This window comes from Burkholderia sp. Cy-637 (genome assembly GCF_011753175.1).
GTDB classification, from domain to species: domain Bacteria; phylum Pseudomonadota; class Gammaproteobacteria; order Burkholderiales; family Burkholderiaceae; genus Burkholderia; species Burkholderia gladioli.
In genome coordinates this window covers 15,261-29,905 of the sequence record NZ_VWWC01000087.1, presented here as the reverse complement: position 1 = coordinate 29,905, position 14,645 = coordinate 15,261, and the positions used below count along the sequence as shown (strand labels likewise).

At 66.2% G+C, this 14,645-nt stretch carries 8 protein-coding genes and 1 pseudogene; 3 read left to right on the top strand and 6 right to left on the bottom strand.

Going from position 1 to position 14,645, the window contains the following annotated elements; translation table 11 throughout:
- The 5 genes and pseudogenes from F3J10_RS36565 to F3J10_RS21575 all read right to left on the bottom strand — a co-directional run.
- Positions 1 to 264: pseudogene (locus tag F3J10_RS36565) on the bottom strand (PCRF domain-containing protein); the annotation flags it as partial.
- A 112-nt stretch (positions 265 to 376) separates the two neighbouring features.
- Positions 377 to 2,086: a GspE/PulE family protein gene (locus F3J10_RS21590; RefSeq protein WP_167242950.1), complete on the bottom strand. Its 1,710-nt coding sequence runs from the start codon at positions 2,084 to 2,086 to the stop codon at positions 377 to 379.
- A complete protein-coding gene (locus F3J10_RS21585) occupies positions 2,086 to 3,273 on the bottom strand; it encodes a type II secretion system F family protein (RefSeq protein WP_167242949.1) in 1,188 nt (395 codons plus the stop codon). The genes F3J10_RS21590 and F3J10_RS21585 overlap by 1 nt, the downstream gene beginning before the upstream one ends.
- 135 nt (positions 3,274 to 3,408) lie before the next feature.
- The gene (gspG, locus tag F3J10_RS21580) at positions 3,409 to 3,873 is read right to left on the bottom strand and encodes a type II secretion system major pseudopilin GspG (protein ID WP_013696237.1); all 465 of its coding nucleotides are present in this window, start codon (positions 3,871 to 3,873) and stop codon (positions 3,409 to 3,411) included.
- 90 nt (positions 3,874 to 3,963) lie between these two features.
- Positions 3,964 to 11,079, bottom strand: coding sequence for a beta-1,3-glucanase family protein (locus F3J10_RS21575; RefSeq protein ID WP_240155674.1), 7,116 nt, complete (start codon positions 11,077 to 11,079; stop codon positions 3,964 to 3,966).
- A gap of 1,161 nt (positions 11,080 to 12,240) precedes the next feature.
- Between F3J10_RS21575 and F3J10_RS21570 the strand changes: the two genes are divergently transcribed.
- Entirely contained in the window at positions 12,241 to 12,525 is a 285-nt protein-coding gene (locus F3J10_RS21570) for a hypothetical protein (RefSeq protein ID WP_166914017.1), read from the top strand.
- 213 nt (positions 12,526 to 12,738) lie between these two features.
- Here F3J10_RS21570 and F3J10_RS21565 read toward each other — a convergent pair whose 3' ends face one another.
- On the bottom strand, positions 12,739 to 13,188 hold the full coding sequence (locus tag F3J10_RS21565; RefSeq protein ID WP_167242947.1) for a hypothetical protein: 450 nt from the start codon (positions 13,186 to 13,188) through the stop codon (positions 12,739 to 12,741).
- A gap of 206 nt (positions 13,189 to 13,394) precedes the next feature.
- Between F3J10_RS21565 and F3J10_RS21560 the strand changes: the two genes are divergently transcribed.
- Together F3J10_RS21560 and F3J10_RS21555 are read left to right on the top strand one after the other, a co-directional pair.
- Entirely contained in the window at positions 13,395 to 13,934 is a 540-nt protein-coding gene (locus F3J10_RS21560; RefSeq protein WP_166914013.1) for a PAAR domain-containing protein, read from the top strand.
- The gene (locus tag F3J10_RS21555) at positions 13,931 to 14,635 is read left to right on the top strand and encodes a VRR-NUC domain-containing protein (protein ID WP_167242946.1); all 705 of its coding nucleotides are present in this window, start codon (positions 13,931 to 13,933) and stop codon (positions 14,633 to 14,635) included. Before F3J10_RS21560 ends, F3J10_RS21555 begins: the two co-directional genes overlap by 4 nt.
- The last annotated feature ends 10 nt before the right edge of the window (positions 14,636 to 14,645 follow it).

Genomic DNA, 14,645 nt, shown 5'->3' with positions numbered 1-14,645 from the left:
GGTCTTGAAGCCCTTGCGCTCGCAGTAGCGTAGGTACTGGCGCAGCAGCATCGAGGCCCAGTCGCAGGCCTCGGTGCCGCCGGCGCCGGCCTGGATGTCGATGAAGCAGTTGTTCGGGTCGGCCGGGGTAACGATGAAGTAGCGCGCCAGCTCGTCGGCAAAGCTCGCGTGCACGGGCAGGCCGTGGCCGCCCGATTCCTCCAGCGCGGCGCCGATGGCGGCCGCCAGCACCTCGGGCGTGCCCGCCTCCGGCAGCGGCCGTTCGACGAACAGCGCCGGCACCTTGCGCGAGGCGCCCACGCGCCGCACCGTCACCGTGGTGCGCGACAGCGCGAGCCGGCAGTGTCCACGCGGCGCGAGCCGCTTCATCCAGCGTTCAAGCATTGAGGGTCACCCGCTTCACTTCGGCCAGCGTGGTCTCGCCGCGCTTCACCAGGCCCAGCGCGACCTCGCGCAACTGCCGCGTGCCGTTGCGGCGCGCGGCTTCCTTGATCACGCGGATCGGCTGCTTCTCCACCACCAGGTCGCGAATCTCGTCGTCGAGGATCAGGATCTCGGCGATCGCGCGCCGGCCGCGATAGCCGGTGCCGCGGCAGTCGCCGCAGCCGGTGCCCTGGCGGAAGTCGTAGCCGGCGGTGGCCTCGCGCGACAGGCCGAGCCGCGCCAGCTCGGCGTCGCTCGGCTGGTAGGGCGCGGCGCACCGCGGGCAGTTCACGCGCAGCAGCCGCTGCGCCCAGATCCCGTTGAGCGCCGAAACGAAGGCATAGGGATCGATGCCCATGTGGCCGAAGCGGCCGAACACGTCGAACACGTTGTTGGCGTGCACCGTGGTCAGCACCAGGTGGCCCGTGAGCGCCGACTGCACGGCGATCTCGGCGGTCTCGCGATCGCGGATCTCGCCCACCATGATCTTGTCCGGGTCGTGGCGCAGGATCGAGCGCAGCCCGCGCGCGAAGGTCAGCCCCTTCTTCTCGTTGACGGGAATCTGCAGGATGCCGGGCAACTGGTACTCGACCGGGTCCTCGATGGTGATGATCTTGTCGCGGCCGTTGTGGATCTCGGTGAGCGCGGCATACAGCGTGGTGGTCTTGCCCGAGCCGGTCGGCCCGGTCACCAGCAGCATGCCGTAGGGCTCCTCGGCCAGCGCGCGCAGCGCCACCAGCGAATCGGCGTCGTAGCCGAGCGCCTCCAGCGTGAGCGAGCCATAGGCCTCGATCATGGCGCGCTTGTCGAGGATCCGGATCACCGCGTCCTCGCCGTGGATGCTCGGCATGATCGACACCCGCAGGTCGATGTCGCGCCCGCCCGCGGCGACGCGGAAGCTGCCGTCCTGCGGCACGCGGCGCTCGGCGATATCGAGCTCGGCCAGCACCTTCAGGCGCGAGATCACCTGCTCGGCGGTTTCCACGCCGTGCAGGGTGGCGGCCGCGTCGAGCACGCCGTCCACGCGGTACTTCAGCGCCAGGCCGGTGGCGGTGCTCTCCAGGTGGATGTCGGAGGCGCCGGCCTTGAGCGCGTCGTAGAGCGTGGAGTTGACCAGCTTCACCGCCGGGCTGGCCGCCTCGTTGACGCTCTGGAACGACAGCACCTGGGTGGCGCGGCCGTCGGCCTGCAGGCCGTCGCCGGTGCTCACCAGGCTGTCGACCGCGCGCGCCGATTCCTCCATGCGCGTGTGATAGGCGGCGAGGTCGCCCGGCAGCGCGAGCCGCATCTCGACGGCGGCGCCGGCCTGGGCGCCGAGCCAGGTCTGCAGGTCCAGGTCGAAGGGGCTGGTGACCACCCCCACCAGCGCGCCGCCGGGTTCGCGCAGCAGCGCGCAGCGGCGCTGCATGGCGCGCGACAGCGGCACGCGCTCGAACACCGGCTCGAGCGCCAGCATGCCGGCCGTCTCCAGCACCGGCATCGCCGTCTGGCGCGCCAGCGCGCGCAGCAGCTCGATGGGTTCGACGCCGGTCAGCGCCTGCAGCTCCTCGACCAGGTGGCGCTGGGTGGCGGCCGCGCTCGCGCGGGCGCGTGCCAGCAGTTCGGCGTCGAAGGGCATGGCGTCGAGAGGGAGCGCCTCGCCCGGCGCGGTTTCGAGATGCATCACGACAGGCTCCCCGCGAGATCGAAGATGGGCATGTAGAGCAACACGACGATGGTGCCCACCACCACGCCGATCGCCGACATCAGCAGCGGCTCGAACATGCGCGTGAAGCGGTCGATCCAGCGGCTGATCTCGCCGTCGTAGAAGGCGGCCGATTGCGTGAGCATGGCGCCGAGTTCGCCCGAGCGCTCGCCCACCCGCAGCATGCGCAGCGAGATCGGGGTGGTCAGTTGGCGGGCCTGGAACGCGCCCGACAGGGGCTCGCCCGACTGCACGGCCGAGCGCGCCAGCAGCAGCGCGTCGCGCATCGACGGCGAGACCGTGCCGCAGGCGGTCTCCATCGCCGCCACGATCGGGATGCCGCCCTCGAGCAGCATGCCCAGCGTCAGGTACAGGCGCGAGAGCTGGTAGATGCGCAGGTGCGGCCCGAGCAGCGGCACGCGCGAGAGCAGGCTGACCAGGCCGACGCGCGCGATGGTGGCGCGCACCCCGAGGAAGATCGCGGCCACGCCGGCGAGCGCGGCCAGCACCAGCGGCAGGCCGTGCGCGCTGGCGAACTTGCCCCAGTCGAGCAGCATCTGCGACATCCACGGCAGGGCGCGGCCGGTGCCTTCGTAGATGGTCGCGAAGCGCGGCACCACGTAGGTGATCAGGAAGGTCGACACGCCGCCGCCCACCACCAGCAGGATCGACGGATAGATCGCCGAGCTGACCAGCTTGTTGCGCACCGTGTCGATGCGCTCCTGGTAGTCGACGTAGCGCTGCAGCGCGCGCGGCAGGTCGCTGGTGCCCTCGGCCGCGCGCACGATGCCGACGTAGAGCGGCGGGAACACGTCGGGCTGCTCGCCGAGCAGGCTGGAGAAGCGCTTGCCCTCGCGCAGCCCGGCCAGGATCCGCTCCAGCACGCCGCGCAGCCGCGCGCCGCCCTCGCGTTCGAGCAGGGCCTCGAGGCCCTCGACGATCGACAGGCCGGCCTTGAGCAGGGCCAGCAGTTCCTGGCTGAACAGCACCAGCGAGATCCGCCCGCGCCCGCCCGCCGGGCGGCCCAGCGCGCGCGCCGGCGCCACGCGCGTGACATGTAGCCCGCGCGCCTCGACGTGGGCGCGCGCGCCGGCCTCGTCCTGGGCGTCGACGACGAGGGCGATGATCCGGTTTTCCGGCGAAAACGCTCTGACTTCAAATTGCATGGTGCTGGGTTCCCGCTGCTGCCTGTTGCTGCTTGCCGTTGCCGCTCGCTGCATGGCCTTGCGTCCGCCGCCCGCCCGGGGCGGGTACAGGCGCAAGGCGATGCCGGGTCCGCTCGCGCGGACCCGGGCATGGCGTCATTCGCTGCTGATGTCGGCGTCCTCGCCGGCGCCGCCCGGTTGCCCGTCGCGGCCGTAGGAGATCACCGCGTAGTCGCCCTTGGTGCCGGGCACCTGGTAGACGTAGGGATGGCCCCAGGGATCGAGCGGCACTTCCTTCTTCAGGTAGGGGCCGTTCCACTTGTCGGCGCTGGCGGGCTTGACCACCAGCGACTGCAGCCCTTCCTCGGCGGTCGGGAAGCGGCCGACGTCGATCCGGTAGTTGTCGATCGCCTTGGTCAGCACGTCGATCTGGGCGCGGGCCACCGTCACCTGCGACTTGCCGAGCTGCGCGAAGTAGCGCGGCCCGACGATCGCCGCCAGCATGCCGATGATGACCAGCACCACCAGCAGTTCGAGCAGCGTGAAGCCGCGCGCGCGGCGGCGGATTGCGAGCCGTGGCCGGCCTGCGCCGCTCGCCTGGACCGTGGTCCGGTTCATCATCGATCACCCTTCGAAAAAGTTGAGCGGGCGCCCCTACCGCGGGCGCCCGGATCATGCGGCGAATGCCGCGCCTACATCAGGTATCGGCCGTCAGAAGCCGATCCCCAGCACCATGTGCTCCGGACCCGGCGGGGGCGCCTGGATCGTCGAGCTCTGGTTGTTCACGTCGTCGAACGGGAAGCCGTAGGCCAGGCCGCTGACGCTGTGGTCGTGCCAGAAACGGGCGTACTCGTTGTACGGCGATGCCTGGTAATAGGCCGACGGCACGTTCCACTTGCTGACGTCGCCCATCACGTGGCGGTTGAGCGCCGCGCAGAGCTGCGCCTCGATCTGCTGCTGGGTGCCGTCGCCATCCAGGAACACGCCGTTGCAGAGGAACACCTGCTCGCTGCTCGGCTTGTTGACGGCATAGGTACTGCCGGCGAACTGGCCGTTGTGCTGGTCGACTTCCTGGAACAGCAGCTGCGTGCCCGAGGCGCGGCCGACGAAGGCCCGCGCGCCGACCACCATCGGCAGGTCGTTCGAGGCGTAGTACGTCCACATGTCGTTGACGTAGCCGTCGAAGTAATGGCCGTTGGGCTGGTTGGCCGCGAACGAATCGTGAGCCGGTGCCTCGATCACCCAGTTCGAGGGCTGCGACGGCTGGAACACCGCCGAGACTTCACGCGTGTACGCCTGGAACAGATCGGCGCGACGCTGGGTGATGCCGGTGCGCTGGTGCACCGTGCCGTTCGCCCAGTAGACATCCTGGGTGAGCGGGAAGCCGAACTCGTCCACCTGGGTCGGGTTGATCCACAGACCGTTGCCGCCGAAGGTGTACTCGAACCAATCGAACGGGATGCCGCGGCTCGGGTCCGTGCCGTTGTTCGGATTGGGCGGGGCATAACCGAGGGTGGTCGTGCCGTCGTCGTTCTTCGACTGGTTGATCTTGATGTACAGCGGCTTGCCCAGCGACACGAAGATCCGGCCGGAGAAGCTCTGCGGCAACTGCATCGTCTTGCTCTGCGCAAGCGTGAAGAAGTAGTTGCTGTAGTTCTGGCCATCGGGTCCGGTCAGGTGGTTCGGCGCGTCGTTGTCGGCCGCCGAGGCGGCAACCAGCGTGCCGTCCGGCTTGAGCCAGGCGAACTGGCCCGTCGCCGGGTCGCGCGCGATCACCGCCACGTACACCTGGTCGTCGGTATAGGTGCCCTGCGTGTTGTTCTGCAGGTCGATACCGACCAGGCCCGGCGTGACGGTGTACTTCGGTACCGTCGTGTCGACCGTCAGCGTGGCGCTGCTCGACGTCAGGACCGTCCCGTCCGGGCCGGTCACCGCCACGCTGTACTGCTTGCCGCTGTCGGCGGCCACCGCGGCGGCCGTGTCGTAGATGCGGTTGGTCGCGCCGGCGATCGGCTTGCCGCCGAGCTGCCATTGGTACGTGTACGGCCCCGTACCCGACATCATCACCGCGAAGTGGCCGGGCTGGCCGGCCGGCACCGCCTGGTTGGCCGGCTGCTCGACGAACGGGCTGGCCGGTTGCTGCGGCTGGGTGCCGGTGTCGCCACCGCTGCCCGTGCTGCCCGTGCCCGTGCCGGTACCCGCGCCGGTGCCCGTGCTGCCCGAACCGGTGCCGGTACCCGCGCCCGTGCCGGTGCTGCCCGAACCCGTGCCCGTGCCGGCGCCTGCCGCCTTCGACGGGTCGTTGTACACCGCGAACTCGAACAGCGAGTAGCCGTAGCCGGTCGCGCGCTGCTGCCCTTGCAGGCGGATGTAGCGCGCGGTCGTGGTGTTGAACGACAGGTCGTCGATGCCGCCCTTGCCGTTGGCCTGGGTATAGACGGTATTCGACCAGTCGACGTTGTCGTGCGAGGCCTGGATCAGGAACTGCTTGCCGTAGGCGTTCTCCCAGTTGATCACCACCCGGTTGAAGGCGGTTTCCTTGCCGAGGTCGACGGTCAGCCACGCGTCGTCGGCGAAGTTCGACGAGAAACGCGTGTTCAGGTTGCCGTCCACCGCATTGGAAGCCGGATAGCCGTCACCCTCCAGGCCGCTGGCCGTGGCCTTGGTGCCGAGCGCCAGGTTCACCGCCGCTGCCGCCTGGCCGAACGTGACGTTGATGCTGTGCGGGGCCAGCACGTCGTCGAAGGTGTAGTGATCGACGATGCCGACGTCCTTGCCGTCGACCTGCACGCCCGTCACGGCGCCGCCGGCGGCCGGAACGAACTGGTAGGTCTGCACGCCGCCCTGCAGCACCGAGGTGCTGCCCGTCGGCGTGAGCGTGCCCGCGCCGCTGGAGGTGGCCGTGATCGGGAAGGCCGGGGTGTTCGCGGTGTTGTAGACCTCGAACTCGAACAGCGAGTAGCCGAACTGCGTGGCCCGCTTGGTGCCGAGCATGCGCACGTAGCGCGCCTGCACCGGCGCCGGGAAGCGCAGGTCCTCGGTGCCGCCCGTGTCGCCCGTCTTGGTCACCGCGTCGTTCCACTGGTCGTTGTCGGGCGAGGTCTGGATCTTGTAGTCCACCCCGTACGAGTCCTGCCAGCGCAGCACCACGCGGTCGACGGTCTGCACCGTGCCGAGGTCGATGGTGATCGACTGCGGATCGGAGAAGGCCGAGGACCAGCGCGAATTCAGGCTGCCGTCCGTTGCATTGGACGGGCCGTAGCCGTCGTTCTCGTTGCCGGTCGAGACGGCCGGCTTGCCGAGCGCCAGGTTCGCGCTCGGGGTTTGCGGCTGCGTGTTGCCACCGCCGCCGTTGTCTCCACCATTGCCACCATTGTTGCCGTTACCGCCGTTGCCACCGTTGTCGCCACCATTGCCGCCGTTGCCGGCGGTGGCGGGCACCACCGTCAGCAGGGCTTGCGCGCTGCTCACCGTGCCGCCGGCGTTGCTGACGTCGACCGTGTAGATCGCGCCGTTGTCGTTCGCCACCGTGAGGGCCGGCGTGGTGTACGACGGGATGGTGGTGATCGCGACCAGCTGGCCGTTGCGCTTCCACTGGTAGTCGAGCGGGCCGGTGCCCGTGACGGCCACCGTGAAGCGCGCGCCCTGGCCTTCGCTGGCGACCGTGGCCGCCGGCGGCGTGACGATCACCGGTGCCGGCGAGGTGGTGCCGGACACGCACATCACCCAGCCCGGCGTGTTGTTGATGATGCCCGCCCAGGACTTGCCCGAGGATTCGACGAACCAGGCGTTGTTGTCGATGTTCGGCACCGGGGTAGTGGTCCAGGTGCGCCACGGCGACGGGAACGCGCAGGACGCGTAGTTGGCGCGCGCGATCGTCATCGCCTCGTTGAGCGTCGGGATGCGCATGCCGATCGACTTGCAGTACTGGTCGGCGATCTGCTGCGTGAACTGCGCCCCGTCGGCCGCGAAGGTGGTGTACGTCTGCTGCCAGGTCAGGCCGCTGACGTTGTCCTTCACGGTCGGCACGAACGGGCCGGACGGCAGGCCCGGGATGGTCGACTGCCAGGTACCCGGCTGCGCGGGGATCGGCGTGTAGCGCTCGGTGGCGCTGTTGGCCGAGCACTGCGGCGCGTCCAGCACCTGGAACTCGAACAGCGAGTAGCCATACTGCGTGGCGCGCTTGGTGCCCAGCATGCGCACGTAGCGCGCCGACTGGCTGGCGAAGAACTGCGTCTCGGTACCGCCCGCGCCGGTGACCGGCGCGGTGGTGCCGCCGGCGCCGTCGGGCTGGCCGTTCGGGAACACCGTGTTCCAGGTCTTCTCGTCGTTCGACACCTGGATGTCGTACTGCGAGGCGTAGGCGTTTTCCCAGATCAGCACGACCTTGTTGAAGGTCTTCACCGAGCCGAGATCGACCTCGAGCCAGGACGGATCGACTTCCGGCGCCGAGGACCAGCGCGTGGTGGTCGAGCCGTCGATCGCGTTGGCGGCCACCAGCCCGCCGTTCTGGTCGCTGCTCGACTTGGCCAGCGCGCCGAGCGCGAGGTTGGACGCGTCGGTGCCGCTCACGGTCAGCGTCGCGGTGCGGCTGCTGACGTTACCGGCCGTGTTGGTGACGGTCACCACGTAGCTGCCCGCGTCGCTCGACTGGGCCTGCGAGATCAGCAGGCTCGGTTCGTTGTCGCCGACCGGCTGGCCGTTGTGGGTCCACTGGTAGCTGAGCGGGTTCGAACCCGTGGCGCTCACGCTGAAGGTCGCGCTCTGGCCGAACGGCACGCTCTGGTCGGCGAGGTCCGAGACGATCACCGGCGGCGTCGCCACGTTGACCGTCAGGGCCACCTGGTCCGAGGTGATCACGCCCGCGCTGTTCTTCACCATCACGCTGTAGAGCGAACCGCTGTCGGTGGTCTGCATCACCGGCGTGTCGTACACCGGCGAGATCGCGCCATCGATCGGCTGGTTGTTCCGCAGCCATTGGTAGGTCAGCACCGGCGAGCCCGATGCCTGCACCGTGAACTCGGCGCTCTGGCCCGCGGTGATGTTCTTCGCGAGCGGTTGCAGCTGGATCGTCGGCGCCTGCGGCTGCACCAGCGAGACCACGGCATTGCGCGAATCGAGCTTGCCGATGCTGTTGCTGACCTCGACGCTGAAGCTGGCGTGGTCGTCGCCCTGTTGAAGCGCCGGCGTGGTGTAGCTGTACGCGTTGGCGCCGGCGATCGGCTGGCCGTTCTTGAACCACTGATAGCCGATCGGCGTCGCGCCGGCGGTCAGCACCGTGAAGGTGCCGCTCTGGCCCAGCGTGACGATCTGGTCGCTCGGCTGGGTCAGGATCTGCGGCGCGGTCTGCTGCTGCGGGCCGACGTTCATGTCGGTGCCGTCGAACGGCTGCGTGTCGGCCAGCGGCACCGGCTGCACCACGAACGAGGCGTTCGCGCTGGCCAGGCCCGGCGACGAGACCGTGACGTTGACGGTGCCCGGCTGGAACTGCGTGCGCACCGCGATCTTCGCCATGCCGCCTTCGGCCAGCAGGTTCGGATCGCCCGGCGCGTGCCAGCCCTGCGGCTGCGAGTGGTCGACGTAGTGGTCCGAGCCGCCGCGATAGGTACCCGGGCCGGTGACGGCGAAGGTCAGCGTCTGGCCGGCGTCCGGCACCAGGTTGTTCTGGGCGTCCACCACCTTGGCCGTCAGCGTGGCCGCGTCGGTGCCATTGGCGGTCAGCACGAAGGTGTCGCCGTCCGGCTTGGTGATCTGCGGATCGACCGTCAGCAGCAGGTGGTCGGCGGGGCCGGCCGTGACCAGCGTGTCGGTGGCGGCGACCTGCAGGTCGTCGTTCAGGCACTCGGCCAGCAGCGTGCCCGGCTGGAACGGGATGTTGTCCCAATGGACCTGGCCCGGCAGCAGCGTGGTGTTCTGCGTGATGTCGGCCGAGGGATCCTGGTTGACCGGGTTCGGCGTCTGGGCCGGACCGACGATCTGGCCGTTCAGGCGCAGCTGCACCGAGTGGCAGTTGCTGAACGCGTTGACGCGCACGTTGCCGGTGGTGTTACGGTTCCAGGTGTTCGCCAGCTTGACCACCGGCTTGATCTGGTTCGGCGTCCAGAGCGCCTGGTAGATGTAGTACAGCAGGCGCGGGAAGCGGTTCGCGTCCATCATCGACGCGCCGTTCGAACGCACGTTGGTGTTCAGCGTGCCATCCGTCTGCGTGTTGATTTCACCCGGCGTATCGGCGAGGTACCAGTGCGCCATGCCGAACGACTTGCCGGCCACGCTGTGCACCCAGTCGCGGATGTAGGACGCGGCGAACTGGATCTCGAAGTCGTACTTCCAGCGGCCCAGGCCGTCGCCCCAGTATTCCGAGCCATAGGCCGGCACGCCCGGGTTGCTCTGCTTGACGCCGACGTCGCAGCCCTGGCCCGAGCAGCCGAGGATGTCGCCGTTGGCCGGATCCGGCGTGCGGTCCGCTTGCGCGCGCGTGTTGATGAAATCCCAGGTGCGCGAGATCTGCTTGAGCTGCTTGGCGATGCTGGTGTCCATCTTGCCGTTGTTCGCCTCCCAGGCGAGCACCGAGGGATGGTTGCGATCATGGATGATCATGTCGCGATGCAGCTCTTCCTTCAGCGTGATGTTGTCGGCCGACACGCAGTTGCCCGTGTCCGTGCCGCTGCAGATCGCGCTGAAGCCGTTCTCGCCGTCGCCGCTGGGCTGCAGCATCATGATGCCGTAGGCGTCGGCGGCGTCGAGCCACTCGCGGCCCTGGCTCGAGTGGCCGGGGCGATAGGAGCTGCCGCCCGCCTGCGCGAGCAGCGAGAGATCCTGCCATTGCAGGTTCGGCGGCACGGCCGAGCCGAGCGCCGGGTAGTCGTAACGGCCCGAGGCGCCCCACAGGAAGTGCGGGTGGCCGTTGATGACCGGGAAGTTCTGGTTCCAGGTGATGGTGCGGATGCCCAGCGGGCTTTCCTTGGTGTCCACCACCACGCCGTTCACGCTGACCGAATGGACCACGTGATACATGTACGGATGACCGTAGATGCTGTTGTTCGGATACCAGAGATGGGGGTTGCTCACCGTCAGGATCTGGTCGAACAGGGCGGGCGCGAGCGGCCCGGTGCTGTTCGCCGGCAGCGTGCGCGTGTCCTGCGCGGTCGCCACCACGGCGCCCGAGGCGTCGACGATCTGGGTGGTCAGCGTGACCGGCTGGTCGGACGAATACTCGTTCAGGACGTTGGTCTGCACCCGGATGGTTGCGGACGCATCGTTCGCCGTGACGGTCGCCACGTAGGTGCCCCAGGTGTTGAGCACCGCGTAGACGTTCTCGGGAATGTGGATCCGGTCGGTGATGTCCATCCAGACCGGGCGGAAGATGCCCGTGTCGTCCTGGCCGAAGCGGAACGCGCCCGAGAAGCTCGGCGACTCGAAGAACTTGTCGCCGCGCGAGACCTTCACCGCCAGCACGTTGTCGAAGGGCTGGCCGTTGGCGTCCTTGAACTGCACGTAGGGCGTGATGTCGACCACGAACGGGATGAAGCCGATCACGTGCGTGGCTTGCGCGTTCGCCGCGACCTGGCTGTTGCCCGGGATGAAGTGGCCGTTGATGTAGACCTGCACGCCGGTGTGCGCGCCTTCGAACTCGACCAGGATCTTGCGGTTGAGCTTGTCGGGACCGAACGAGGGATCGAGCGTGAAGTGCTTGCGATACCAGTTGGTATTGCCGGTCAGCTGGCCCTGGCCGCCGCCCGACTCGATGTTGATGAAGGTGTCGTTGTCGGCGGGCGTCTGCGGCACGCCGATCGACTGCCACTTCGAATCGTCGAAGACCCGATTCATCGAATTCGGGTCATCGGCGTCCTTGATGTATTTCCACGGCGTCGCACCCAGGTTGATCCGGATGTGATTGCTCGGCGGCAGCGGCACCGCTGCGCGCGCATGCATCGCGGATAGCAGGAATAGCCCCCATAACAGGAGCAACAAACCCGCACCCTGCCAGGCTGGATGCCTAACACTCTTGCGCATGTTGAGTTTCCCAGTTTTGCGTTTTAGGTATGTCTTGCACTCAAGGCTGCGCATCCCGCGCACGCCCCCCAATGCCGTGCAGCGTGGCCCCGGGCCCGCCTTCCGGCCGGTCCCGCCCACGCTCCTGATTCATCGCCCCGCCCCGTCGGCCTTGCCCCGTTCTTGACGGAGCGCAAACGTTTTACCCGCCAAATAGGGGATGACCCTTACGTGGCATCAGCAGGGGATAACGGCCTGCCAATTCGAAATTGATTAGGTGTAAACCCTTAGAACTATTAAATTTCAGGAATGAATGCGGAAGCCGCAACGATCGCGTGTCGCGTTGATGAAAACTTGCTTTCCAAAGCATTACGAAACACATGCGCGCGCGGTTTTCCAGCCTCGCGCGGGCACTCGCGCGAAGGAGAAAACACCCGCGCTCGCCCCCGGCGCCGATCGGTGCGCGCGATCGCGCAAGCACGACGGGCAGCCGCGATCGGCTGGGCGAAACGGCGACAACATCCTGAATACGAAGCTCGCAAGCGTCCCGCCAGGGATGCGTGATGGCATCCGCGGCAGTGTCGTCTGCGGTATGAATCGAGCCTGCGGCAGTGTCTGGCGTTCTCGTTTGTTTTGCGGCGAGGCCGTGGTGTGCATCGGACCCGATGTGTCGTCCCGATGCTGGCCGTTCGCGCGCACCCCGTGAACGTGATCCCCTGTAAGCGTGGCTTTACATTGCCCGCAGCGTCTCATGAACGAAGGCTTTCAGTCTTTTTACGACGCGAACCCTTCTCTCGCGGCGCGAAGCGAGATGGTTGCATAGGGAACGATTGTTTGCGTGGGTGATTCGTTGCCGTCGATCGCTGCACGGCCTGCGCTGTTATGCCGGCTTGTACCGACCTCGGCGCTCGATGGAGGATGGGCGCGCATCAAACACGCTCATCGCCGTCTCAGCGGGCACCCGCGATTCGCACCTCCGAAAAACGACCCAGTCAAATGAAAATCTTCGCTCGCCTTGTGCTGACACTTCTTCTCACGCTTCCGATCTACGTAGGTGTCACCGCCCTGCCGTGGTTGTCGCATTGGTTCGACAACGGAAACGGATGGGACATCGCCGCGCCGATCTTTCGTGCGCTCGGCTCGTATGGTGGCGAAGAGGACGAGGATTATCTGTATGGCTCGCTGCTCCTGATCAGCTTTTTTCTCGCGTTGATCAGTTCAGTCTTGATCGTTGGATGGGCTGACCGCATCCTTCGTCGCTCATCCAGGAAAAACGTCTGAGCTGATAATCACGAGGCGACGCCTCGCCCCCCCCTGCCTTCGGAGCTTTAGCGACAAATGGCAACCTTATTAAATCAATGCCTTGCGCGACTCGCAAACCGCTTATTCAAGGCAAAACAAGGTAAATTTGCCGTTGACCGCTAGTGTGCAGGCGGCAATTTAACTGCACAGCTGCACTTTCGCCGGACACTTCAGCACACCGTCAAACCCTGCTCACCACTTCGCAACGTCCAAATATGCACCGAAGCGGGCTTGGCATCCACCCAATGCTTGCTCTCCGAACCAACTAACCAACGATCGCCGACGCTCCACATATTCAGTTGAGATGCCGTAGCCGGCTTGCATCATCTGTTGGTGGATCTGCCAGAGTTCTGCCGAGCTTTCGTTGATCTCGCGAACGTACGCCGCGATGCCAGCGTCGAATAGAAATTCGATCTTCGGCAGCGCGTTGGTCACGTTCAGTCTGACGGGATCAACCATGCCCACTACCTTGCCGTGCATCACTGCTGATGCCAGGGCCCAGACATGCTCGAATAGCTCGTAACGTTTTTCGAACAAATCGAGATTCAATTTCGCCTTGGCAACACGGTATTGCCGGTAAGCGATCATCCCCGCCAATGCTGACGCAAAGATCGCGACAACCGCGGCCGGGACGCCTTTCATCAATTCGAAGCAAAGCGAATGCTCGACACATAGGGGGGGGCGACAGCATTGCGAGAGGGATTGGCATTGGCAACTCCATGCGCGTTGTATCGGGGAAGACTACAAGAACTGCGACCAAACCACACGGCTATGCCCGATAATTCCTACAGGCTAAGTGCAGGAACGGCCATGCTACATTCCGAACGACTTCTTCATCGGAGACCAGCATGGGATTCGCGTTCATTCGTGAAGGCGACGGGACTTCGCACGGCTGCCGCGTTTTGACTTGCGATCCGACACACACTGTAGACGGAAAATCGCTCGCACTAATCGGGGATATGGCCGCTTGCCCGCGATGCGACGGAGTTTTCCCGATCGTGAAGGTGCCGACCGAGCTGAACATGACTTTCGGCGGCCGCGCAGTAGCATGCGACGGCGACACGACCGCATGCGGCGCCACGCTGATCGCGTCCCAGGGAACCGCCACCGCATCGCCGGCATCCGGACCGGGCGGCAGCGCAGTTGCGCCGATCGGCGCGGGACTCAGCGTGCTTTCGCAGCCTGCAAATAACGGGCCGCAACGGGGTCGCTTTCAGGTACTGGATGACGACACCGACCGGCCGGTCATCGGCCATTTCTATACCGTTACCGGCTCGAACGGGCAAACCGTTTCGGGGGAAACAGACGCTGACGGTTACACAAGCTGGTTGTCTGCGGACCAGTCATCATCGTTGACCTTCGAAAGGTCGAACTCGAGCTTGTCATGACCAACTACGCCCAAGGAACTGGCGCAGGAGCAACAGGGCCTGGCGACGGTCGCACGAATCCAATGCGCGTGCGCCGAAATTCACTCGACATGCAGGATCGCGAAGCACTCTGCTTTGTCATCTGCAAATGTAATGCCATGCCTTCAATCGGCGTTACCGGGCAGAAGCTAAAGCAGCAATGTGTAAGCGGCCGCCTCAAGACCGCGGACGCTATTGGCGACCACCAGAGTCCCTACAAGGCCGAAATCAACTACGACATGTCGCGCGATCCGCCTAGCCCAATCATGGATTCGCAGGTTATTACGAAAGCGCACGACTACTTACCGGGCTGGATACAAAAATACTGGCCTGGGCTAGACGGTTACGTGCCGGGCGTTGGTAACATCCGGCGCCCGGACGTAGTAATCGTCAACGATCCATCGTCGCCCCCGACACAAGACAACCTGAAGTCGGTAGTCGAAATCAAATTCCCGCCCGATCAGTTCGATCCGAAACAACAGGAAGCGTATGAGCGCATCGCCGGTAATCCGTCCAAATTCGCTACGATGGGACCAAGCGACTGCGGATGCTCCGACGAGCAACCCAACCAAGATGAAAGCACGCAATCGGCCGCTTCGGCGCTGCGCAAACTCATTGGGCAAGGGTTGAAAGGAGGCCTTGGCGGGCCTATGTCGCCACGCATGCCGTTTCCCCTTCCCTGACATTGCAACG

What these genes read in the sequence shown, in the direction of transcription:
- gspG (WP_013696237.1), bottom strand. Translation starts at nt 3,873, where the DNA reads ATGATGAACCGGACCACGGTCCAGGCGAGCGGCGCAGGCCGGCCACGG.
- F3J10_RS21565 (WP_167242947.1), bottom strand. Translation starts at nt 13,188, where the DNA reads ATGAAAGGCGTCCCGGCCGCGGTTGTCGCGATCTTTGCGTCAGCATTG.
- F3J10_RS21555 (WP_167242946.1), top strand. Translation starts at nt 13,931, where the DNA reads ATGACCAACTACGCCCAAGGAACTGGCGCAGGAGCAACAGGGCCTGGC.
- F3J10_RS21585 (WP_167242949.1), bottom strand. Translation starts at nt 3,273, where the DNA reads ATGCAATTTGAAGTCAGAGCGTTTTCGCCGGAAAACCGGATCATCGCC.
- F3J10_RS21575 (WP_240155674.1), bottom strand. Translation starts at nt 11,079, where the DNA reads ATGAATCGGGTCTTCGACGATTCGAAGTGGCAGTCGATCGGCGTGCCG.
- F3J10_RS21590 (WP_167242950.1), bottom strand. Translation starts at nt 2,086, where the DNA reads ATGCATCTCGAAACCGCGCCGGGCGAGGCGCTCCCTCTCGACGCCATG.
- F3J10_RS21560 (WP_166914013.1), top strand. Translation starts at nt 13,395, where the DNA reads ATGGGATTCGCGTTCATTCGTGAAGGCGACGGGACTTCGCACGGCTGC.
- F3J10_RS21570 (WP_166914017.1), top strand. Translation starts at nt 12,241, where the DNA reads ATGAAAATCTTCGCTCGCCTTGTGCTGACACTTCTTCTCACGCTTCCG.